Source organism: Pseudoduganella sp. S-14 (genome assembly GCF_049913285.1).
Lineage (GTDB): Bacteria > Pseudomonadota > Gammaproteobacteria > Burkholderiales > Burkholderiaceae_D > Rugamonas.
In genome coordinates this window covers 1,942,188-1,960,693 of record NZ_CP183991.1, presented here as the reverse complement: position 1 = coordinate 1,960,693, position 18,506 = coordinate 1,942,188, and the positions used below count along the sequence as shown (strand labels likewise).

At 62.6% G+C, this 18,506-nt stretch carries 21 protein-coding genes; 11 read left to right on the top strand and 10 right to left on the bottom strand.

The features are described from left to right. Positions 1–9: 9 nt before the first annotated feature. The 4 genes from ACN9MZ_RS08915 to ACN9MZ_RS08900 are packed head-to-tail and all read left to right on the top strand — an operon-like array spanning position 10 to position 2,850. The gene (locus ACN9MZ_RS08915) at positions 10–543 is read left to right on the top strand and encodes a DUF2059 domain-containing protein (protein ID WP_426321971.1); all 534 of its coding nucleotides are present in this window, start codon (positions 10–12) and stop codon (positions 541–543) included. 15 nt (positions 544–558) lie between these two features. Continuing rightward, positions 559–1,518, top strand: coding sequence for an AraC family transcriptional regulator ligand-binding domain-containing protein (locus ACN9MZ_RS08910; protein ID WP_426341814.1), 960 nt, complete (start codon positions 559–561; stop codon positions 1,516–1,518). Then, entirely contained in the window at positions 1,505–2,209 is a 705-nt protein-coding gene (locus ACN9MZ_RS08905) for a hypothetical protein (protein ID WP_426341813.1), read from the top strand. The genes ACN9MZ_RS08910 and ACN9MZ_RS08905 overlap by 14 nt, the downstream gene beginning before the upstream one ends. After that, positions 2,206–2,850, top strand: coding sequence for a hypothetical protein (locus ACN9MZ_RS08900; RefSeq protein ID WP_426341812.1), 645 nt, complete (start codon positions 2,206–2,208; stop codon positions 2,848–2,850). The genes ACN9MZ_RS08905 and ACN9MZ_RS08900 overlap by 4 nt, the downstream gene beginning before the upstream one ends. A gap of 10 nt (positions 2,851–2,860) precedes the next feature. Here the strand turns inward: ACN9MZ_RS08900 and ACN9MZ_RS08895 are convergent, their stop codons facing one another. Further along, complete coding sequence (locus ACN9MZ_RS08895; RefSeq protein ID WP_426341811.1) at positions 2,861–3,676, bottom strand: DUF4019 domain-containing protein; 816 nt, start codon at positions 3,674–3,676, stop codon at positions 2,861–2,863. Positions 3,677–3,757: 81 nt separating this feature from the next. Between ACN9MZ_RS08895 and ACN9MZ_RS08890 the strand changes: the two genes are divergently transcribed. After that, positions 3,758–4,507 (top strand): FCD domain-containing protein, encoded by a 750-nt coding sequence (locus ACN9MZ_RS08890; RefSeq protein WP_426341810.1) that lies wholly within the window; start codon positions 3,758–3,760, stop codon positions 4,505–4,507. Between the two features lie 17 nt (positions 4,508–4,524). Here ACN9MZ_RS08890 and ACN9MZ_RS08885 read toward each other — a convergent pair whose 3' ends face one another. The 3 genes from ACN9MZ_RS08885 to ACN9MZ_RS08875 form a co-directional block, all read right to left on the bottom strand. Then, positions 4,525–5,907 (bottom strand): PLP-dependent aminotransferase family protein, encoded by a 1,383-nt coding sequence (locus ACN9MZ_RS08885; protein WP_426342880.1) that lies wholly within the window; start codon positions 5,905–5,907, stop codon positions 4,525–4,527. Positions 5,908–6,231: 324 nt separating this feature from the next. Further along, the gene (locus ACN9MZ_RS08880; protein ID WP_426341809.1) at positions 6,232–6,678 is read right to left on the bottom strand and encodes a DUF695 domain-containing protein; all 447 of its coding nucleotides are present in this window, start codon (positions 6,676–6,678) and stop codon (positions 6,232–6,234) included. A 135-nt stretch (positions 6,679–6,813) separates the two neighbouring features. Beyond that, positions 6,814–8,454 carry a M28 family peptidase gene (locus ACN9MZ_RS08875; RefSeq protein ID WP_426341808.1) on the bottom strand — a complete coding sequence of 547 codons (1,641 nt, stop codon included), beginning with the start codon at positions 8,452–8,454 and terminating at the stop codon, positions 6,814–6,816. Positions 8,455–8,523: 69 nt separating this feature from the next. Here ACN9MZ_RS08875 and gluQRS point away from each other — a divergent pair, with 69 nt between their 5' ends. Then, entirely contained in the window at positions 8,524–9,489 is a 966-nt protein-coding gene (gene gluQRS / locus ACN9MZ_RS08870) for a tRNA glutamyl-Q(34) synthetase GluQRS (protein WP_426341807.1), read from the top strand. Positions 9,490–9,536: 47 nt separating this feature from the next. Beyond that, positions 9,537–9,845: a DUF4124 domain-containing protein gene (locus tag ACN9MZ_RS08865; protein ID WP_426170077.1), complete on the top strand. Its 309-nt coding sequence runs from the start codon at positions 9,537–9,539 to the stop codon at positions 9,843–9,845. Positions 9,846–9,853: 8 nt separating this feature from the next. On the opposite strand, the gene ACN9MZ_RS08860 is transcribed toward ACN9MZ_RS08865, so the two are convergent. Continuing rightward, positions 9,854–10,156 carry a hypothetical protein gene (locus tag ACN9MZ_RS08860; protein ID WP_426341806.1) on the bottom strand — a complete coding sequence of 101 codons (303 nt, stop codon included), beginning with the start codon at positions 10,154–10,156 and terminating at the stop codon, positions 9,854–9,856. A 259-nt stretch (positions 10,157–10,415) separates the two neighbouring features. Here ACN9MZ_RS08860 and ACN9MZ_RS08855 point away from each other — a divergent pair, with 259 nt between their 5' ends. Together ACN9MZ_RS08855 and ACN9MZ_RS08850 are read left to right on the top strand one after the other, a co-directional pair. Continuing rightward, positions 10,416–11,201, top strand: coding sequence for an alpha/beta fold hydrolase (locus ACN9MZ_RS08855; RefSeq protein WP_426341805.1), 786 nt, complete (start codon positions 10,416–10,418; stop codon positions 11,199–11,201). Between the two features lie 49 nt (positions 11,202–11,250). Beyond that, a complete protein-coding gene (locus tag ACN9MZ_RS08850) occupies positions 11,251–11,436 on the top strand; it encodes a hypothetical protein (protein ID WP_426341804.1) in 186 nt (61 codons plus the stop codon). Here ACN9MZ_RS08850 and ACN9MZ_RS08845 read toward each other — a convergent pair. Then, a complete protein-coding gene (locus ACN9MZ_RS08845) occupies positions 11,433–12,308 on the bottom strand; it encodes a LysR family transcriptional regulator (protein ID WP_426341803.1) in 876 nt (291 codons plus the stop codon). The two genes, ACN9MZ_RS08850 and ACN9MZ_RS08845, sit on opposite strands and share 4 nt — an antisense overlap. A 90-nt stretch (positions 12,309–12,398) precedes the next feature. Between ACN9MZ_RS08845 and mdtH the strand changes: the two genes are divergently transcribed. Then, complete coding sequence (gene mdtH / locus ACN9MZ_RS08840; protein ID WP_426341802.1) at positions 12,399–13,604, top strand: multidrug efflux MFS transporter MdtH; 1,206 nt, start codon at positions 12,399–12,401, stop codon at positions 13,602–13,604. A gap of 138 nt (positions 13,605–13,742) precedes the next feature. Continuing rightward, on the top strand, positions 13,743–14,621 hold the full coding sequence (locus ACN9MZ_RS08835; RefSeq protein ID WP_426341801.1) for an SMP-30/gluconolactonase/LRE family protein: 879 nt from the start codon (positions 13,743–13,745) through the stop codon (positions 14,619–14,621). Between the two features lies 1 nt (position 14,622). Here ACN9MZ_RS08835 and ACN9MZ_RS08830 read toward each other — a convergent pair whose 3' ends face one another. Genes ACN9MZ_RS08830 through ACN9MZ_RS08815 form a run of 4 tightly spaced genes read right to left on the bottom strand, consistent with a single transcriptional unit; the run spans position 14,623 to position 18,480 of the window. Next, entirely contained in the window at positions 14,623–15,564 is a 942-nt protein-coding gene (locus tag ACN9MZ_RS08830; protein ID WP_426172160.1) for a LysR family transcriptional regulator, read from the bottom strand. Positions 15,565–15,608: 44 nt separating this feature from the next. Beyond that, positions 15,609–16,565 carry a glycoside hydrolase family 43 protein gene (locus ACN9MZ_RS08825; RefSeq protein ID WP_426341800.1) on the bottom strand — a complete coding sequence of 319 codons (957 nt, stop codon included), beginning with the start codon at positions 16,563–16,565 and terminating at the stop codon, positions 15,609–15,611. A gap of 11 nt (positions 16,566–16,576) precedes the next feature. Further along, positions 16,577–17,530 (bottom strand): galactofuranose ABC transporter, permease protein YjfF, encoded by a 954-nt coding sequence (gene yjfF, locus ACN9MZ_RS08820; RefSeq protein ID WP_426341799.1) that lies wholly within the window; start codon positions 17,528–17,530, stop codon positions 16,577–16,579. Further along, positions 17,527–18,480: an ABC transporter permease gene (locus ACN9MZ_RS08815; protein WP_426342879.1), complete on the bottom strand. Its 954-nt coding sequence runs from the start codon at positions 18,478–18,480 to the stop codon at positions 17,527–17,529. Before ACN9MZ_RS08815 ends, yjfF begins: the two co-directional genes overlap by 4 nt. Positions 18,481–18,506: the final 26 nt, after the last annotated feature.

Below are 18,506 nucleotides of genomic sequence, written 5' to 3'. Positions count from 1 at the left end.
GCGTTTGAGATGAAAAAACTCGCGACAATGATCGCCGCCCTGGCCATCGGGGGCACGGTGCATGCGGCGCCGGTACCGGCCGCGAAACAGGAGCTGGTCAACCGCGTTCTGCAGCTCTGGCACCCGGAAACCATCGGGGAATCGATGCTGCAGGCGCCGGTAGGCGATGCGGTGCAGCAGGCGCGCGCCGTGCTGCAAGGCCGCGTATCGCCGGAAAAGCGCGATGCCGCGTTGAAGGAGATCGTGGCCGATGCCCGCCAGTTCATGGACGAGAACAAGCCGCTGGCGCAGGCCAGCGCGCAGAAACTGGTTGGCACCACGGTGGCCCCGATGCTGGCCGAACGCTTCACGGAAGAAGAACTGCGCCAGATCATTACCATCCTCGAATCGCCGGTGAAGAAGAAGTTCGAAGGCATGGTGCCCGAGCTGCAGAAAAAGCTGGGCGAAGGGGTTGCCGCCGATACGCGTGCCGTGATGGATCCCAAGCTGCAGGAACTGCAGCAGCGCATCGGCATGCGCCTGCGTAGTGCGGTGTCGCCCTGATCGGGAGAACAGGCCATGAGCTATTCCTCGGCTCTTCACCTGGTGCGCGGTGTGAAATCGCGCCTTTCCCATTCCGGCGTTGAAGCGGAAGCGCTGTTCGAGCAGGCCGGCCTCAATGAAGGCGATGGCCTGGCCTGCGATGCGCTGACTCTGTCGGACAAACTCAGCCACCTGTGGGAGCTGGTGGTTGAACATTCGGGCGATCCGCTGATCGGCCTGAAAGTCTCTACCCCGCACCGCCTGGGCTGGCTGGGCGTGATGGGACACATCATGCTGTTGTCGCCGACCGTGCAAAGCACGATCGAGCGCTGTCACGGCCATACGCGCGTCGGCATCCTGCTGCCCGGCCTGCAGCGCGTGGTGCCGCGCCAGCGCTACGACTTCGTGTGGTGCGTGCTGCTGCGCACCCTGCGCTGTGCCTCCGGCCGGGACGACGCGGTGCCGGTGAAGGTGGAATACGCCTTTCCGGAACCGGCCAACTCGGCGTTCTTCGAAAATACCTTCGGCTGCCCGGTGCATTTCAACCGGCCGCACAACGTGATGGAGTTTTCCGACGCAGACATGGTGGCGGCGCTGCCCAACGGCGGCATGCCGCTGCCTGGCCCCAAGCCTATCCTGGCGCAACTGGCCGAAGCGCAGCCGCCTGCATTCACAGCACGTGTGCAAGAGATCCTTGCCTCGCTGCTGCCGAAAGGGCCGCCGCATCGCGACGCTGTCGCCGGCTTGCTCGCCATGAGCGAGCGTACCCTGCAACGCCGCCTGGCCGAGGAAGGCACCAGCTTTTCCAATGTGGTCGACGACACCCGGCGCGCGCTGGCGCGGCAATCGCTTGAAGCTGGCGAATTGTCGCTGAAAATGCTCAGCTTCCAACTGGGCTTTTCCGAACCGAGTGCGTTCTACCGGGCCTGCAAGCGCTGGTTCGGCATGACGCCTTCCGACCTGGCCAATCACGGAGAAAAACATGGCATGGTATAAACCGGAACATCCTGCGCAACTGTTTGGTCAATTGCTGGTCAAGCACAAGCTGGTCACCGAAGAGCAGCTTCAGAGCGCGATCGAACACCAGCGGCAAACCGGCCAGCGGCTCGGCGAAATTTTCGCCGAGTGGGAGCTGCTCACGCACCAGCATGTGCAGGACATCCTGCGCAAGCAGCGCCGCGTGCGCATGGCGGCAGCGCTGATCGGGGCGATTTTCGCTCCACTGGAAGCTTATGCCGCCGAAACGCTGGCTACCGCCCCCGTCACCATCGGCGCCCCGGCTGCGTTGGTGCCGCGCGAGGGTTCGTTTGCGGCTCTGGCGGAAAATGAACTCGACGCCGTGGCCGCCCAAGGTCTTGACGAAGACCTGGTGCGCCAGGTGCGCGATCAGTTGAAACGTCATGGCGTGGAAGTGAGCGGCGACCTGGCCAAGCTGGTCAATCCGGTGCTTGGCATGATTGACTCCGATGTCAGCATGAATAACGTGGTGTACGCGCCGAACCGCGCGGCGACCACCGTCAATCCCGACGGCTCTTTGTCGCTGAACCTTCCGACCACGATCGGAGAAATCAGTTTCAACAACATCCGCGTGCATGGCGCGGCGGGCAGTGGACCCAGCTTCGGCAGCATCTCGATCAGGGGCATCGACCTGACCGGTACTGTCATCACGATGGCGCTAAAGCGATGAAACCCGCCGTCCGCCCCGTCGCCAAGCGCCTGCATCGCGCGCCCTGGCTGGCCCTGGCCGTCGCCCTGCCCGCGATAGCGGCAACAGGCGCAGATCCCCAGGCACCTGCGTTGTCCGCCCTGTCGGGCAATACCATCCATGTGGCTGAGGCGCCAAGTCCCGGCCTGCCTGGCAAAGCCTTCACTGCCTGGACGCTGGTTGCAGCTCCCGTCCCGCGCCTGTGCGCGATGGTGCAGGACTACGCCGCCTACTCCTCCTACATGCCCAATACAAAGAGCGCGCTGCCGGTTGGCGAAGGAGACGGCTACGTCCTGGTCGACATGACACTCGATCTGCCACTGGGACAGCAAAAGAAGTACCGCCTGCGGCTGGAGCAGCAACAGCAGCCCGACGCCGCCCAATGCAAACTCGCATGGCAGCTGATGCCAACCGGCCTGGCGCCCGCAGACACCATTGCCGACACCGCCGGCTACTGGCTATTCACGCCGATCCCCGGCGAAAGCGGCAAGACGCTGGTTGAATATCATGTCTATGCCGATCCGGGACCGGTGCCATACGGCTTCGGCTGGATCGTCGAGATGATGAGCAAGCGCAGCCTCCCGCGCACCCTGGAAGCCCTGCGTACGCAAGCGGCCAGGTAAGAGACCGTTTTCACTCCACACAGCGAAACACGCCCTTCATTTTCAAGCGTTGTTCGGCCGTCAGCCGCGCCGCGGTTTCGTTGTAAATATAGTTCTCTTCTTCCCGCATCAGCAGGAAACTGCCGTCCGCCTGCTCGCTCCAGACCAGGTAGCCGCAATAGGTCTCGGCATTGGCGAAACGGCCCGTGAAATCCACCGCTGCATAGGTGCCCGGCGCGCCGCTTTGCGAGCTGCGATAAATCGTCACTTTCTTCAGCTCACGCTGTTGCACGCTGCCTGCCCGTGCAGCGCTCGCCGCCATGGCATCGCGCCAATCCTCAAACGTCCACTGCTGTCGCAAGCCGGCGCCAAGGCGCGCCCATGCCTCGGCATAGCGCGCCGCATCCTTCTCGGCAAAGTAAGCCTTGCTCAGCGCCTCGACGCGGATTTTCTGGGGCGCGGTCGGTTGCCACGCTGGCGTTGCACTCACGGCCTTTGGTGGCGCCAGGGACTGCTGAAGCGCCGCGTTCATGCGGCGGAATTCCTCCAGCATGTTGTCACAGGCTTCGCGCTTTGCCTGGCACAGTGCATTCATCCTGATCGATGCCTGGCCATTTTCCACAACCACCGTGCGCCGGACTGCCGCAGGATGGGCAGGATGGCCGGGCCGGGTGAAGGACCACAACGTATGACCCGCTTTATCGTCTGCGACGGTCCAGCCGCCCTCCTCCGTGATCGCCACGTCACCGCGTGCTTTCAAGGCCTCCAATGCTGCGGCGGCACTGGGGTAGCCAATACTGTCGGGCGTCGCCGCAGCTGCGGCCAGGAGTATCAGGAGATCAATCATGCATTGCAATATAGAGCACGGCGCGACAAAAGGTCAATTGTGGTAGCATCCGGCCGTCTGACCATTAAGCTGCGAGCCGCCATGCCATCCGCCCCACGCCTGTCCGATGTCGTCGCCACTGAACTGGAAACCCGTATCCTCGAAGGTTCGCTGAAGCCTGGCGACCGCCTGCCGTCTGAGCGCGAACTGGCAGTGGAGCTGGGCGTGTCGCGTCCCTCCCTGCGCGGCGCCCTGCAATCGCTGGTGGCCAAGGGGCTGCTGATCACGCGCCACGGCGGCGGAACTTTCGTGACCGACTCGATGCAAGCGGCATTCACCGACCCGTGGCAGCAGATGCTGAAAGACCATCCGGATATCCACGGCGACATGCTCGAATTCCGCTACATGCTGGAAGGCCAGGCCGCGCAACTGGCGGCGGAGCGCGGAACGGAAGAGGATTTCGAACGCATCCGCGCATGTCATGAAGCACTGGAGCGAGCGTTGGCGACGCAGGACCTCGAGCAATGCATCAAGACCGACGTGGAATTCCACCAGGCGATTGCAGAGGCCTCGCACAATGTGCTGATCGGTCATTTGAGTTCCAGCCTGCACAAGGTGATGGAAGGCCATGTGCAGAGCAACCTGGAATACCTGACGGCTCGCCCGGAACTTTGGGCGCAACTTCAGGTGCAGCACCGCGCGATCTGGGAAGCGGTACGTGAGCGAAAGATGGATATGGCGGGACACGCTGCCCAGCACCACCTGGATTTCGTCAAGCAGACCATGCGCGAAACCCTGAAGAACGAAGAACGCCGCAGTGCGGCAACGCGGCGGCTGTCAGCCGGCGCGTAATGCTTCCAGTCCGCCCGCTAAACCACGGCAGCGCTGAACGACTCGGGCCGCCGCGCAAGCAGGTGTGACAGCCGTTGAAGACCCGCCTGCAAGCTTCCACGGTCCTTGATGCTACCCAAACAGATCCGGATTGCATTCACTGGGCCGATGCCAGTTGCAAATGCCTCTGCCGGCGTGACTGCAATGCCCTCGCTCTCGGCTGCACGCACAAGCTGCGAGGGGTTCCAATACGCCGGCAACTCGAACCATACATGCAGGCCATCCCCTGCGCCGCTGTACCGCCCCGCTAGGAGATCCCGAGCCATCCGGTGGCGCAGGCGCGCCTCCTTGCGCACGCCTTCCAGCAATGCGTCAGCCGAACCGGAAAATATCCACTGAGTGGCCAGTGCGGCCGTCAGAGGAGCGACCATCAGCGCAAATGATCTGAGCGCGACCAGGAAACGTTCGCGTTCGTGCGGGTCGCGTATTAGCACGAAGGCGACACGCAAGCCTGGCGTCAGGCATTTCGACAGGGTTGAGATGTAGTACACCTGCTCCGGTGCAAACGTGGCAATAGGCGGTGGCGGGCTATCGGCAAGGAGCCAGTAGGGATCGTCCTCGACGATGCGCACATTGCTGCGTTTCGCAATGCTGGCGAGCTCCTTGCGCCGGCGTTCCGGAATCGTGACGGCGGTCGGGTTCTGTAAGGTCGGATTGAGGTAGACCAGACCGGACTTGTGCTGGCGGCACGCCTCCTCAAGCATCTCAGGCACCATCCCGTGCTTGTCCGCTTCCACCGCGATGATGCGCCGGCCGAATTGGGCCGCGGCGGCACGCAAGCCGGGATAACTCAATGGCTCTGCCAGGATGACGTCGCCAGGCTCCGTCAGCGCAAGGATCAATGCGGCGATCGCGGTTTGCGCCCCCGGACAGACAACAAGCTGTCGGGAGTCCGGATGTCCAAACATCGGCTCGAGCCACTTGGCGCCAGCCTTGCGGTCGGAGTCGCTTCCCCCGGCCAAGTGGTAAGTCATCAGCAATTCACTATCTGCCCTCATCAATACTTGCGACAAACCTTGTTTCATCATGTCGTCAAAGTCCACGCCATCCGGCGGTGGCGGGGTATTCATGCTCAGGTCGAGGATCGAGTCCAACTCGACTTTCGGTGCCGCGACATAGGTGCCTCGAGCGCCGCGGCCCTCCAATAAGTGGCGGCGCCTGGCTTCGTCGTATGCGCGCGTGATCGTCGTCAGGTCGACGTCCAGCTGTGCTGCCAACTGGCGCTGCGGAGGCAGGCGATCACCCGGTTTCAGCGAACCGTCTTCTACCGCCGCCTGCAACGCATCCGCAATCTGCAAAAAACGCGGCCCGCCATGCACGGCCAATCGCGGCATCCAGATCGGCGAACTTTCATCTTGCATGGATTTCAACTGGGACATTTTGTCTCAATGTATGGAAATTGCTTTTAGGTAGTATGCCTCAGGTCGTGCAGCAATCGCTGGCGCGCTCTCCTCTCTGATCAGCATTCGGCAAATACGCAAAAAGATGGAATGGATTCCAATTGTCTTAGTTACGTTCAAGGTTCTCGTGTTCGGCACGGGCATGTTCTTCGCCATCAAATGGCATCACGATAAAGAGAAGGAGGAGAAAGAGAAGGAGAAATAGAGAAGTCAGCCGGCCGTAGGCGCCGGCAGGCACGTCGTTTTTGATGCATCACGGTCAGCCAATAGCCGCAGCCTGCTTATTTAGCGCGCAGCGCTGGCTGCACTGAAGTCATTGATCAAGTCTCGTAGTTCAGACCATGTTTCGTCTTTGTAGAATTTGATCTCAATTGGGAAACGCGGTGCTCCTGCAACCTGGGCATTGAGTGCGTCAAGGAATTTGTCACGGTCCGCAATGTAGTACACAAATTCCCTCAAGCCAGCGCCAACCCGGCGATAGCTTTCAACGCATAAATCCGCGCGCTCGACACGTCCAAGTGCCGCCTCAAGCATCAGCATTCGCTGGTTCTCCTCGACCTGCGGCATACCGTTATTTGCGGTTCCGTCATATTCCCAACGTATAACGGTCAGCCAGGGGATGGCACGCCGCGACTCCTCTGCCGGCAGTTCTGGGACGTATGTCCAAAGAATTGGAAGTCCATCCTTCCACGTCTTCACAATGCGTCCGCGTGATTCGGAAATCTTTGTCATCGCTTGAAAAAATGCTTACTTGAGTGGCGTTGAAAATGCCTGGTATTGGCTGCGCATACATTTAATCGAGACCTCGCCTGAGGATGTCTGTCAGGCGAGGCGATCGATAAGAAGCCTATTTAAGGGACGCTACATCTATTTGGCGCGCGCTTTGCCGAAAGCGTCGCCCGCTTTCCACTCCGGCATCTTCGGCGCATCGGCCACGATACGCCCCAGGTTCAGGGTGAACTGCGCCATCTGCGTCATGCCAGCCATTGACCAGTTAGGATCATATTCGTCGCTGACCTGGTGATAGCTCTTGCGGTACGCGGCACGCATCTGCTCCGCCTTCTCCTTGTCGCCCAGGTAATCGCTGCCCGAGGTGATGGAGAATGCCGGCACGCCCGCCTTGGCAAAGCTGAAGTGGTCGGAACGGAAGTAGCCGCCCGCCAGGTCCGGCTTCTCTTTCGCGATCACCATTTTCATGCCCTTGGCGGCCGCTTCCGCCATCTTGCCCAAGTCCGTGCGCTCGCTGCCGGCGGTGCCGATATCGCGCGTGATGCCGATCCAGTTCAGCGAATCCAGGTTCAGGTTCGCAGCCGTTTTCGCCAACGGCCACAGTGGCGATTCAGCATACGCTGCGCTACCGAGCAAGCCCTGCTCTTCCGCAGCCACCCATAGGAACATCTGGCTGCGCTTGGCCGGCGATTTCACCGCCTCCTGCGCCATCGCCAGCAAGGCCGCACTGCCGGAGGCATTGTCGACTGCACCGTTGTAGATGGTGTCGCCGCCCATGCCCTGTTTGCCCAGATGGTCCCAATGCGCCGAGTAGATCACGACTTCATCCTTCAGTTTCGGATCGGTGCCCGGCACCACGCCAGCCACGTTGAACTGTTCGACATTGCGCACTTCAGCCTTCATGTCGCCCACCAGCCTGGCTTTCAGCGCCACCGGCTGAAAGTCCTTGCGTTCAGCGGCTGCACGCAACTGGTCCAGGTCCAGGCCTGCAGCCTTGAACAATGCCACCGCAGTATCGTTGGTCATCCAGCCTTGCAGCTCGGTGCCCGGCGTGCCTTGTGCAAGCTGGAAGCGTTCCACGCCGTCCCAGCTGTTTTTCACCACGCTGTAGCCATACGAAGCCGAAGCATCGGTGTGGATCAGCAGCGCGCCGATCGCGCCCTTGCGCTTGGCTTCTTCAAATTTATAGGTCCAGCGGCCATAGTAAGTCAGGGCCTTGCCGCCGAAGCGGTTCGGCGCTTCGGCCGTTGGCATCGGGTCGTTGACCATCATGACAATGACCTTGCCCTTCACGTCCTGCCCCTTGTAGTCGTCCCAGCCCTCCTCCGATGCTGTGATGCCGTAGCCGACGAATACCAGGTCGGCGTTGAAGCTGTGCGCAGCCTTCGCATCGCCCGGAGCATAGACCCAGTCCTTGCCGAAGCTGGCCGGCAGCGCCACGCCATTCACTTCCAGGCGCAGGCTGGAGGCAGCCGCATCGGTCTTGACGCCGGCGATCTTCACCAGCTGGCGGTAGGTGACGCCGTCAACCGGCTTCAAACCAGCGGCCAGGGCCTGGTTTTCCAGGTAAGCGACGGTCAGGTCGCCACCGCGCTGGCCGGTGCCGCGGCCTTCCAGCAGATCGCTGGAAAGGAACGCCAGGTGGGCGCGCAGCGGGGCCTCCTGCACAATCGGCTGCATTGCCTTGCCGCCTTTGACGCCTGCTGCGTGGGCCGGCGCCAGCGCCAGCGCAATGCTGGCCGCGAGGGTGGACGCTACGAAGGTGATGGATTTAGTCATGTCTTTGTCTTGTGGATTGTCCGTTGGGCGCGGCTGATGGCCGCGCGGGCATTCTAGCGGATTTGCCGCATGCGCCAAGCTGCAGCGCAGCATGCGGGGTGGTATGCTACAGCCCCTATGAAACAAACGCCTTACATGGGCCGCTTCGCGCCCTCCCCGACCGGACCGCTGCACCTTGGTTCCCTGGTGGCGGCCATGGCCAGTTATCTCGACGCCAGGGTTCATGGCGGCCAATGGCTGGTGCGCGTGGAAGACGTTGACCGCGACCGCAACGTGGAAGGCGCCGACCAGCACATCCTCGCTTCGCTGCAACGCTGCGGCATGCAGTGGGATGGTGAAGTCATCTGGCAAACGCAGCGCGAGGGCTTGTACGAGGCTGCGCTGCGCCAGCTGGGCGATAACATCTATCCGTGCGGCTGCTCGCGCAAGGAAATCGCGGACTCCCAACTGCGCCACGGCCAGGCCGGCAACCCCAACCTGGTCTATCCGGGAACCTGCCGCAACGGACTGGCGCCCGGCCGCACGGCGCGCGCCCTTCGCCTGCGCACGCCGCAGGAACCGCACTGCGTGATCCACTTCCACGACCGCTTCGCCGGCGACATCAGCCAGGACATCACGGCTGAAGTGGGCGACTTCGTGGTACGACGCGCCGACGGCTTCTGGGCCTACCAACTAGCCGTCGTGGTGGACGATGGCGCGCAAGGCATCACCGACATCGTGCGCGGCTCCGACCTGCTGGATTCGACGCCGCGCCAGATTTTCCTGCAACAGCTGCTTGGCTTGCCGCAGCCGCGTTACCTGCATTTGCCACTAGTGGTTAATGCCGACGGTGAAAAACTGTCCAAGCAGACCGGCGCGCAAGCCTTCGATACCGGTGCGCCGGCCGAAAGCCTGCTCGGCAGCGCATTGCTGCCCGCCGCGCGATTCCTCGGGCTCGACGTGAAGGCGGACAATATCGACGCCTTCTGGCGCGCGGCTGTTCCGGCCTGGGACGCGGTGCTGCGAGCCCACGGTGAGGCGCCGCACAGACCATAAGCAGGGTCCGCCGCATACTGGCCTCACCAAGCGAAAGGAGGTGGGCCATGCGGCAATTACTGATCTCTTGCGCCTTGTGCGCCATGGCGCTGCCGGCAACCGCCGAGGACAATTTCTTCCGCTGCGTCGACAACCAGGGCGTCGTCATGCTGACCGACCGGCCTTGTGAAAACGTGCCGAACGGCGCCCGGCCCATGCTGGAAAAGGAGCATTTCGTCCTACCGCCATCCGAACAGACGCGCAGCCAGTGGGTGAATAAAGCGCCGGTTCACGTCTCGCCGAAAATCGATGTACAGACCTTGCGCATGGCGCGGCAAGTCCTCGAGCTTCGCGACAAGGTCGCCAGCGCAAAATAGGGCCAGCCTTAGCGCTGGCTGTTCTCCTCGTCCAGCGGCAGCAACAGCATGCAGCCCGCCGCTGCGCCATGCACGATTGGCAGCAACAGCAAAGTAATCTGGGCAGGGGCATCCGGATCGCTGACGGAAAAATAAGTGATTGCCACCGCCATCACAATTGGCGCCAAGGGCAATACTGCCGCCGACAGGGTGGCGGGATTCAGGCGGCGCACCGCCAGCAGGTTCAGCAGCAGTGCCCCCAGGTAGAGGATGCGGTACACCCATTCGGAACGGGCGGTGGCAAAGTGCACCCCCGCAAGCATCCCTTGCATAAGCAACCCGAGCAATAACGTCAGTAGAAGCGCGGGCAAGGCTGAGCGTTCCATGATCACATTGGCCTCCATCGTCACTAAAAGTAATAAAGCAGTTTCTATGCCACGCTTAGGTGTCAAGGGGAACCGGGCCGTACGTTGCGGAATTGCTCGATTTCTGTAAGGAATTTCGACACCCAGCGCTTGAAGCGGGCAGGTGAATGTTGCGCCACGGTATAATAGCGGGCTTGTCTTTTGGATATCAGTTTCAGAGAAGAAGATGCACACTACGCCAGACTCCCGCCCCGCCGTCGTACTTCTGCACAGTTCGCTTAGTTCGCGCAGCCAGTGGACCACCCTGATGGCCGAGCAAGAAGCCAATTATCGTTTTATCGCCATCGATCTGTTGGGTTATGGCAAGTCCGCCTTCCCAACCGAAGCTGCGGCCGCTGGCTACACGCTGGCGCATGAAGCCGATGCCGTGGCTGCGGCCCTGGCTTCCCATCTTGATGCCGGTGAGCAATTTCACCTGGTTGGCCATTCCTACGGCGGCGCCACCGCCCTGCGCCTGGCGCGCCAGATGCGCGACCGCGTGCTTTCGCTGTCCGTGTTCGAACCGGTCGCCTTCCACCTGCTGCCAGCCAGCGATGCTGGCCGCCAGGAGATCGAGGCCGTGGTGGCAAGGATCAACGCCGCGAAAACCGCGGAAGACGCTACCCGTGCCTTCATCGATTACTGGAACCGCGCCGGCGCCTTCGACTCCTTGCCGGAAGTGCAGCGCCAGCGCTTCACCAATGGCATCGCCAAGGTCAAGCTGGACTTCGTCGCCCTGCTCGGAGAACCGGCCCGCGTGCCCGACATGGCGCAACTGGACCTGCCGGCACTGGTGATGGCCGGCGCCAAAGGCCCGGCCTCCACCCGCCGCGTGGCGGAAACCCTGGCTGCCGCACTGCCGCAAGCGCAGTTCACGCTGACCGCCGGCGGCCATATGGCGCCGATCTCCCACGCGGCCGACGTCAATCAGGTGCTGCTTGGCTTCCTCGAAAACCAGCGCTTGATCGCCTGACACCGATGATCGATAATGACCCGATAACAATCCCGCAGGGGCGAGCATCATGAGCGATACGCGCTATGACCAGCAGATGGCAGTTCAGGTGGACAAGGGCATAGAACTGCTCGCCCAGGTGGGCGCGGCCAACGCCTGGATCTACATGCAAACCATGCACGTACCGCGCAGCGTGATCCTGCGCGTGCTGGCCTACCCTGGGCAGCGCCGCAATTGCGGCGCTTCAGTCCACTAGCTTAATTCACGCACCGCCTGCAGCACGCGCAGCTTGGCGGCATCGGGCCGCTTGCCGCTGCGCCAGGCCACCATCGCCTCCCATTCCCAGCGGGGCAAATCGCCAATCTCCAGTTTCACCAAGCTGCCCAGTTTGAGCTGGCGCGCGGCAGCCATCTCGGGCATGAAAGTAAGAAAGCCATGTTCCAGCGCCAGTTCGATTGCTGCGCTGGCCGGCTGGATGGCGTGGACCGGGCTGTCGTTGCGGCGATGCGCACGCAGCATGCGTATCAGTTCGTCGCAAGCCTCGCCCCAGAATTGCGGCGCCAGGCGCGCATTGGCCACATCGGCCAGTTTCAATGCGTTGCGCCGCGTTAGCGGATGGCCGCGCCGGACCACCGCGACAATCGGCGAACTATACAAGCGTTCCAGCTGGATGCCTGCGATGGCTGGGCACTTCAACACGAAGCCAAGGTGCGCCCGGCCGGTCAGCAGCTTTTCCATGATGACGGGAGAATGATCGGTGGTGCAGCGGATTTCCAGCGGCGCATCGGCCAGCTTGAGCAGCAAGGGACCGAACACCAGCGAGGCCAGCGAAGGCACGCAATCCAGCACCACTTGCGGCAATGCCGGCGCGCCCTGCACCGCCAGCTTGCCGGCTGCAATGGCATCGAGCGCCTGCTGCGCCGCCGGCAGAAAGGTCTTGCACGCCGGCGTGGCCGTGGCGCCGCGGCGATGGCGGGTAAACAGCTGCACGCCCAATTGCTCTTCCAGCGCTGCAACGCGCTGGCTCACTTGCGGCTGCGACCAGCGGCGCCGCGCCGCCGCCTGCGAGAAGCTGCCCGACTCCACGATTTCGACCAGCAGGGCCAGGTCATCAAAGTTGAGTGCCATAACAAATTTGAATATGAAATATCATGAGATAACTGCTTCTATTATGTCTTAACGCTACCTACACTGTCAGCATTACTCACGGAGGCATGCATGGCGGCAGCGGCACGGGCAAGAAAGTTGGGCAAGCGTTTCCTTTTGACAGACCACATGCTCGTGGTATCCGGCTTCTATCTTGTATTTCCCGTGGTGGCGCTGCACTTTGTTGGCCAGCTTGGCTGGGCTGCAGCCTCGGTCGGCCTCGCACTCGGCGTGCGCCAGATGGCGCAGCAAGGCATGGCGCTGTTCGGCGGTTCGCTGTCCGACCGTTTCGGCGCCAAGCCGATGATTGTCGGCGGCATGCTGCTGCGGGCGCTGGGATTCGCAACGATGGCCTATGCCGTCAATCCCGCCATGCTGGTGCTCTCCTGCGTACTGTCCGGCCTTGGCGGTGCCCTGTTCGACCCGGCGCGCGGCGCCCTGGTCGTCAAACTGACCCGGGCTGCCGAACGGCCCCGCTTCTACTCCATCCTCATGATGCAGGAAAGCGTGGCCGCCGTGACTGGCGCCCTGCTCGGCACCATGCTGCTCGGCGTCGATTTCCAGTGGGTGGGTCTGGGCGGCTGTGCGGCTTTCGTGCTGGCGGCGCTGGCGAACGCCTGGCTGCTGCCAGCCTACCGCGTCGCCACTCCCGGCACTTCGGCGGTCAACGCCATGCGCATTCCCTTGCGCGACAAGCCTTTCATCATGCTGGTGCTGACGCTGAGCGGCTATTACATCATGACGGTGCAGCTGATGATGCTGGTGCCGGTTACCCTGACCGAGCTTTCCGGCACACCGCGCGCCGTGGCCTGGATGTACGCGGTGGATGCCGTGCTGGCGCTGATGCTGCTGTACCCGATGGCGCGCCTGGGCGAGCGTTACCTGACGCTGGAAGCGCGTCTGCTGGCCGGTATCGGCATCATGTGCGGCGCGGTGCTGGCCATGTCGGTGGCAGGTGCGTTGCTGGCGATGTTCATTTGCATCGCCGTGTTCTATACCGGTACGCTGGTGGCCGAACCGGCGCGCGAGTCGCTGGTATCACGTTATGCGCTGCCCTCCGCGCGGGCAAGCTATATGGGCTTGAGCCGTTTCGGCCTTGCGCTTGGAGGCCTGTTCGGCTACACGGTGGGCGGCTGGCTGCTGGACTGGAGCCGCGCCGTGCACACGCCTGCATTGCCCTGGCTGGTGCTGGCCGCGATTGGACTGCTGACGCTGACCGTGCTGGCTTGCGCCGCCGCTCCGCTGCCGCAAAAAAAGAGCCCGCCAGTGGCGGGCTAAACACTTTGGTTGGGTATTTCATTGTAGTGCGCGAAAACGCATTTGATTCTCTCCAAACGTCACCCCATGCCAAATTAGTTATAGCTGGCCTGAAAAAATGAATCGCGCGTCCTGTGCTTCGCCGCATAGAATGCAGGGATGAAATCCTATACCGCCCAATGCGTCCTGCCCCTTGCCGCTGAGCTGGGCGAAGGACCGCTCTATTTGCCGGCGCAGGATCGCCTGCTGTTTGTGGACCTCAAGCGTTGCATCCTGCATGCGTGGGATGCCGCCGTCCATGAGCACCGCAGCTGGCTGCTGCCTGACTATATCTGCTGGCTGGTGCCGCGCCGCGACGGCGATGGCTTCATGGCCGGCCTGCGCGACAGTGTAGTGCGACTGTGGCTGGAGCCGGAACTGCGCGTCGAGACGGTCGTACGCGTGGTCGATGGCGCCGCTGGCCAGCGACTGAACGACGCCAAGGTCGACCCGAGCGGCCGCTTGTGGCTGGGCTCCATGCACAATACCGATTACCAGCAAAAGGTGGGCAAGCTGTTCCGCCTTGATCCGGACCAGCGCCTGCGCGTGGCCGACGAGGGCTACCACATCTGCAATGGGCCGACCTTCGCGCCCGATGGCAGCGCGCTGTATCACTCGGACAGCTTCCTCGACGTGACCTACCGCTACCCGCTGGCAGCCGATGGCAGCCTTGGACCGCGCGAAACCTGGCGCCGCTATACCGACGGCGGTTCGCCGGACGGCATGCAGGCCGATAGCGAAGGCTGCATCTGGGTTTCCACCTGGGGCGGCAAGCGCGTTTGCCGTTTCAGCCCGGAAGGCGAACTGCTGGCGGAAGTGCAGCTGCCGACATCGCACCCTGCGTCGCTGGCATTCGGCGGCGAAGACCTGCGAACGCTGTACATCACCACGGCGCGCGAAGGCCTGTCGGCGGAACAGTTGGCGCAGGAACCGCTGGCGGGCGCCCTGTTCAGCGCCCGCATCGACGTGCCGGGATTGCCGGCCAACGCCTTCGGCTAAGTCAGTACAACTCTTTCGCCGCGCTGCGCACAGCCTGCAACAGCAGGTTGGCGCCCGGCGACATCAGGTGATCAGCCTTGGTGATAATGCCGAATGCATCCATGCGGAATGGCAGTTCCAGCGGCAGGATCGACAGCACGTTCAGCTCTGCGTAATAACGCGCCACCTCCACCGGCATCACGTGAATGGCATCGGTTTTCTGCAGCAGCGCGGTAATCAGGAGCTGGGAAGTGGTGTCGACCACGTCGACGGGCGGCTCCAGGCCGGCACGGCGGAACATCATGTCGCAGCGGTGACGCAGGATGCTGCCTTGCGGCGGCAGTATCCAGGGGCGGTTGGCGATATCCTTCAATTGCAGTTTCTCGCGCTCCAGCAGTGGATGGCCGGTGCGCACAACGGCGCATGCCGGCTCCTCGGTCAGCTCCTCGTACACCAGGCCTGCCGTGCTTTCCTTTTCCAGGATGCGGCCGATCATGAAATCCAGCGTGCCGCGCTGGAGCAGCTCCATCAGCACATTACTGGCTTCCACCTGCACGCCGATGCGCAGCAGCGGCGCTTCCTTTTTCACGCGGGTGATGGCGTTGGGCAGAAGGTTCATTGCCGGCGTCATGATGACGCCGACTTCCACCTGGCCGGACAGGCCGGCTTTCAGCGTCACGATATCGTCGTGCGCCAGGGCCAGGCTGGTGAGGGCCATGCGGGCGTGGCGGATCATGGTTTCGCCGTACAGCGTCGGTTCCATGCCGCGCGGCAGGCGCTCGAACAGCTTCACGTCCAGCATGTCCTCCAGGTCCTTGAGCTGCTTGGAGGCGGCAGGCTGCGTCATGTGCAGTTCTTCCGCAGCGCGGTGGATGTTGCGGTGTTCATCCAGCGCGATCATCAGCAACAGTTGACGAGTTTTCAACCTCGCCTTCAGGAACCAGTTCGGATTCGGGGTAGTCATGCGAGGCATGATACCACCGCCGTTATCGACCAATAAGTCGCGCCTCATTTGCAGCCCGGCGCAGGGTTGGCGGCCGGGCCTTCAGCCGTTTGCGGGATGAAGGCGATGGTGCCGTCAGTGTTGTAATGCAGTTCTTCCACCGCCACGGAACGGCGATATTCGCCACCGGTCGGCAGCTTGTCGTTGTGGTAGAAGACGTAAGACTTGCCGTTGAAATCGACCACCGCCTGATGGATGGTTTTCACGACCTTGTTCATGTCCATGATCTTGCCGCGGAACGTCCAGGGGCCGGTTGCGCTAGGACCGGTGGCGTAGGCAGTCTCCTCCGGGAAGTTGCGCGAATAGGTCAGGTAGTAGGTCTTGTCATGCCGGTGCAGGTAGGCCGCTTCGGTGAAGTTGTCGATGCCGACGGTGTGGATCGGGCCATCGAGTTCGATCATGTTCGGTTTCAGCTTCGCGTATTTCAGCACGCGATTGCCCCAGTACAGGTAGGCCTGGCCGTCCTTGTCGATGAAGACCGCCGGGTCGATATCGTCCCAGGGGATATCGGTTTCCCTGGTCATGTCGTTGGTGATCAGCGCACTACCGCGCGCGTCGACGAAGGGGCCGGTCGGCTTGTCCGACACCGCCACCCCGATCGCCTTACCCGGCTTGCTCGCATCGTGTTCGACCGGGGCGTAGAAGTAGTACTTGCCATTGCGCTTGGTGACGTCGGCAGCCCAGGCGTCGGCCTTGGCCCATTTGAAGGTCTTCACGTTCAGCGGCGAACCCATGTCGGTCCAGTTCTTCATGTCGCAGGAGGACAGAACGCGCCATTCGCGCATCAGGTAGTCCTTGCCTTCCGGCGCCGCTTCGTCGTGGCCAACGTAAAGGTAGACGCGGTTGCCGTCTACCAGTGCCGCCGGGTCGGCAGTGAAGATATTCGACACCAGCGGATTGGCTGCCTGCGCCAGGGTGCACAACGTTGCCAATGCCGATGCAACGGCCGATTTCTTGAACATGAGGTCTCCTTTTAGTTTTTCTGTTTCCAGACGAGCAGGCGTTGCAGCGCGCAGAACGCGAACAACAGCACGCCGATCACGATCTTGGTCCACCACGAGCTGAGCGTTCCGTCGAATACGATCAGGGTCTGAATAGCGCCCAGCACCAGCACACCGGTCAGGGCGCCGGCCACGTAGCCGTAGCCACCTGTCAGCAGCGTTCCGCCGATCACCACGGCGGCAATCGCATCGAGCTCGGTGCCCTGCGCATGCAGGCCGTATCCGGACAGCATGTAGAAGGCGAATAGCAGGCCAGCCAGCGCCGCGCAACCGCCGCTGATGGCGTACACGGCGACCTTGGTGGCGCCGACCGGTAGTCCCATCATGTGGGCCGATTGCTCGTTTCCGCCGACCGCATACACGGCGCGGCCGAACGGCGTCATATGCGCCACCACCATGGCTACCGCCAGCAGGACCAGCGCTATCACCACACCGGGCGAGACAAAGCCATCAAAGATCCCGACCTGCGCCTGCGAGATGGCGACGAAGGCCGGGTCCTCGATCGGGATCGAATTCACGCTGATCAGGTAGCACAGGCCGCGCGCCAGGAACATGCCGCCCAAAGTGACGATGAATGGCTGCAGGCGGAAAAAATGGATCAGGGCGCCCATGCCGGCGCCGAATACGACGCCCATCAGCAGCACGGCAACCATCACGGCCGCGGGCGGCCAGTGCGCCGCATGCAGCAGCCATGCAGCGACCATGGTGCTGAGGGCCAGCACCGAGCCGACCGACAGGTCGATGCCGCCGGACAAGATGACGAAGCTCATGCCGACTGCAATCACCAGCAGGAAGGCATTGTCGATCAGGAGGTTGAGCATCACCTGCAGCGACAGGAAGCCGGGATAGGCGATGCCGCCAGCCACCAGCAAGGCAAGCAACAGGCCGACAGTAACCAAGGAAGTAAAGTACGGGGCGCGGGTCATGCCTTGCTCCTTTGCGACAGGCATACCGCGAACACCACCAGCGACTTGACGACGAGGTTGACTTCCGGCGGCACGCCGAGCGAATACACGGTGTAGGTAAGGGTCTGGATGATCAGGGCGCCGATCACGCTGCCGACCAGGTTGAACTTGCCGCCGGCCAGCGAGGTGCCGCCCAAGGTGACGGCCAGGATGGCGTCCAGTTCGAGCAGCAAGCCGGCATTATTGGCGTCGGCGCTCTTGATGTTGGAGCTGATGATCAGCCCCGCGAGGCCGGCGCATACCGCGCAGAAGGCGTAGCTGGCGAAGATCAGGGCCCCGGCGCGGATGCCGGCCAGTCGCGCCGCAACCGGATTGATACCGACCGCTTGCGTGAACAGGCCGAGGGCGGTCTTGCGCATCACCAGCGCGACGGCTGTCACCACCGCAAGTGCTAGATAAAGGGCTACCGGCAGGCCAAGCAGGTAGCCGCTGCCCAGGACGAAGAAGTCATCGCGGTAGACGGTGATGATCTGGCCGTCGGTAACCAGCTGCGCGAGGCCGCGTCCTGCGACCATCAGCACCAGGGTGGCGACAATCGGCTGCAGCCCAAGGCCGGCTACCAGCAGCCCGTTCCAGACGCCGCATAGCAAAGCGGCGCCCAGTGCCGCGGCAAAGGCCAGCCACAGCGGCTGTTCGGCGGCGGCCATGGTGCAGGCGACGGCAGCAGCCAGCGCCACCACGGCGCCGACCGAAATGTCGATGCCGCGCATGGCGATCACGATGGTCATGCCGGTAGCCGCCAGCATCAGCGGCGCAGCGCGGTTCAGGATGTCGACCATGGCGCCGTACAGGTGGCCGCCTTTCACTTCCAGATGGAAGAAGCCGGGCACGGCGAACAGGTTAATCAGGAGAAGCACGGCCAGCGCGCCGAGCGGACGTGCCAGCGGGTGGGCCAGCAGGCGCGCAGCCATGCCCGGGCCATCGTTCGCTGCGCGCG

Bases quoted from the DNA above. Each gene is read 5' to 3' on its own strand.
- ACN9MZ_RS08915 (WP_426321971.1), top strand. From the start codon at position 10: ATGAAAAAACTCGCGACAATGATCGCCGCCCTGGCCATCGGGGGCACG.
- ACN9MZ_RS08910 (WP_426341814.1), top strand. From the start codon at position 559: ATGAGCTATTCCTCGGCTCTTCACCTGGTGCGCGGTGTGAAATCGCGC.
- ACN9MZ_RS08905 (WP_426341813.1), top strand. From the start codon at position 1,505: ATGGCATGGTATAAACCGGAACATCCTGCGCAACTGTTTGGTCAATTG.
- ACN9MZ_RS08900 (WP_426341812.1), top strand. From the start codon at position 2,206: ATGAAACCCGCCGTCCGCCCCGTCGCCAAGCGCCTGCATCGCGCGCCC.
- ACN9MZ_RS08895 (WP_426341811.1), bottom strand. From the start codon at position 3,676: ATGATTGATCTCCTGATACTCCTGGCCGCAGCTGCGGCGACGCCCGAC.
- ACN9MZ_RS08890 (WP_426341810.1), top strand. From the start codon at position 3,758: ATGCCATCCGCCCCACGCCTGTCCGATGTCGTCGCCACTGAACTGGAA.
- ACN9MZ_RS08885 (WP_426342880.1), bottom strand. From the start codon at position 5,907: ATGCAAGATGAAAGTTCGCCGATCTGGATGCCGCGATTGGCCGTGCAT.
- ACN9MZ_RS08880 (WP_426341809.1), bottom strand. From the start codon at position 6,678: ATGACAAAGATTTCCGAATCACGCGGACGCATTGTGAAGACGTGGAAG.
- ACN9MZ_RS08875 (WP_426341808.1), bottom strand. From the start codon at position 8,454: ATGACTAAATCCATCACCTTCGTAGCGTCCACCCTCGCGGCCAGCATT.
- gluQRS (WP_426341807.1), top strand. From the start codon at position 8,524: ATGCGCCAAGCTGCAGCGCAGCATGCGGGGTGGTATGCTACAGCCCCT.
- ACN9MZ_RS08865 (WP_426170077.1), top strand. From the start codon at position 9,537: ATGCGGCAATTACTGATCTCTTGCGCCTTGTGCGCCATGGCGCTGCCG.
- ACN9MZ_RS08860 (WP_426341806.1), bottom strand. From the start codon at position 10,156: ATGCAAGGGATGCTTGCGGGGGTGCACTTTGCCACCGCCCGTTCCGAA.
- ACN9MZ_RS08855 (WP_426341805.1), top strand. From the start codon at position 10,416: ATGCACACTACGCCAGACTCCCGCCCCGCCGTCGTACTTCTGCACAGT.
- ACN9MZ_RS08850 (WP_426341804.1), top strand. From the start codon at position 11,251: ATGAGCGATACGCGCTATGACCAGCAGATGGCAGTTCAGGTGGACAAG.
- ACN9MZ_RS08845 (WP_426341803.1), bottom strand. From the start codon at position 12,308: ATGGCACTCAACTTTGATGACCTGGCCCTGCTGGTCGAAATCGTGGAG.
- mdtH (WP_426341802.1), top strand. From the start codon at position 12,399: ATGGCGGCAGCGGCACGGGCAAGAAAGTTGGGCAAGCGTTTCCTTTTG.
- ACN9MZ_RS08835 (WP_426341801.1), top strand. From the start codon at position 13,743: ATGAAATCCTATACCGCCCAATGCGTCCTGCCCCTTGCCGCTGAGCTG.
- ACN9MZ_RS08830 (WP_426172160.1), bottom strand. From the start codon at position 15,564: ATGACTACCCCGAATCCGAACTGGTTCCTGAAGGCGAGGTTGAAAACT.
- ACN9MZ_RS08825 (WP_426341800.1), bottom strand. From the start codon at position 16,565: ATGTTCAAGAAATCGGCCGTTGCATCGGCATTGGCAACGTTGTGCACC.
- yjfF (WP_426341799.1), bottom strand. From the start codon at position 17,530: ATGACCCGCGCCCCGTACTTTACTTCCTTGGTTACTGTCGGCCTGTTG.
- ACN9MZ_RS08815 (WP_426342879.1), bottom strand. From the start codon at position 18,480: ATGGCTGCGCGCCTGCTGGCCCACCCGCTGGCACGTCCGCTCGGCGCG.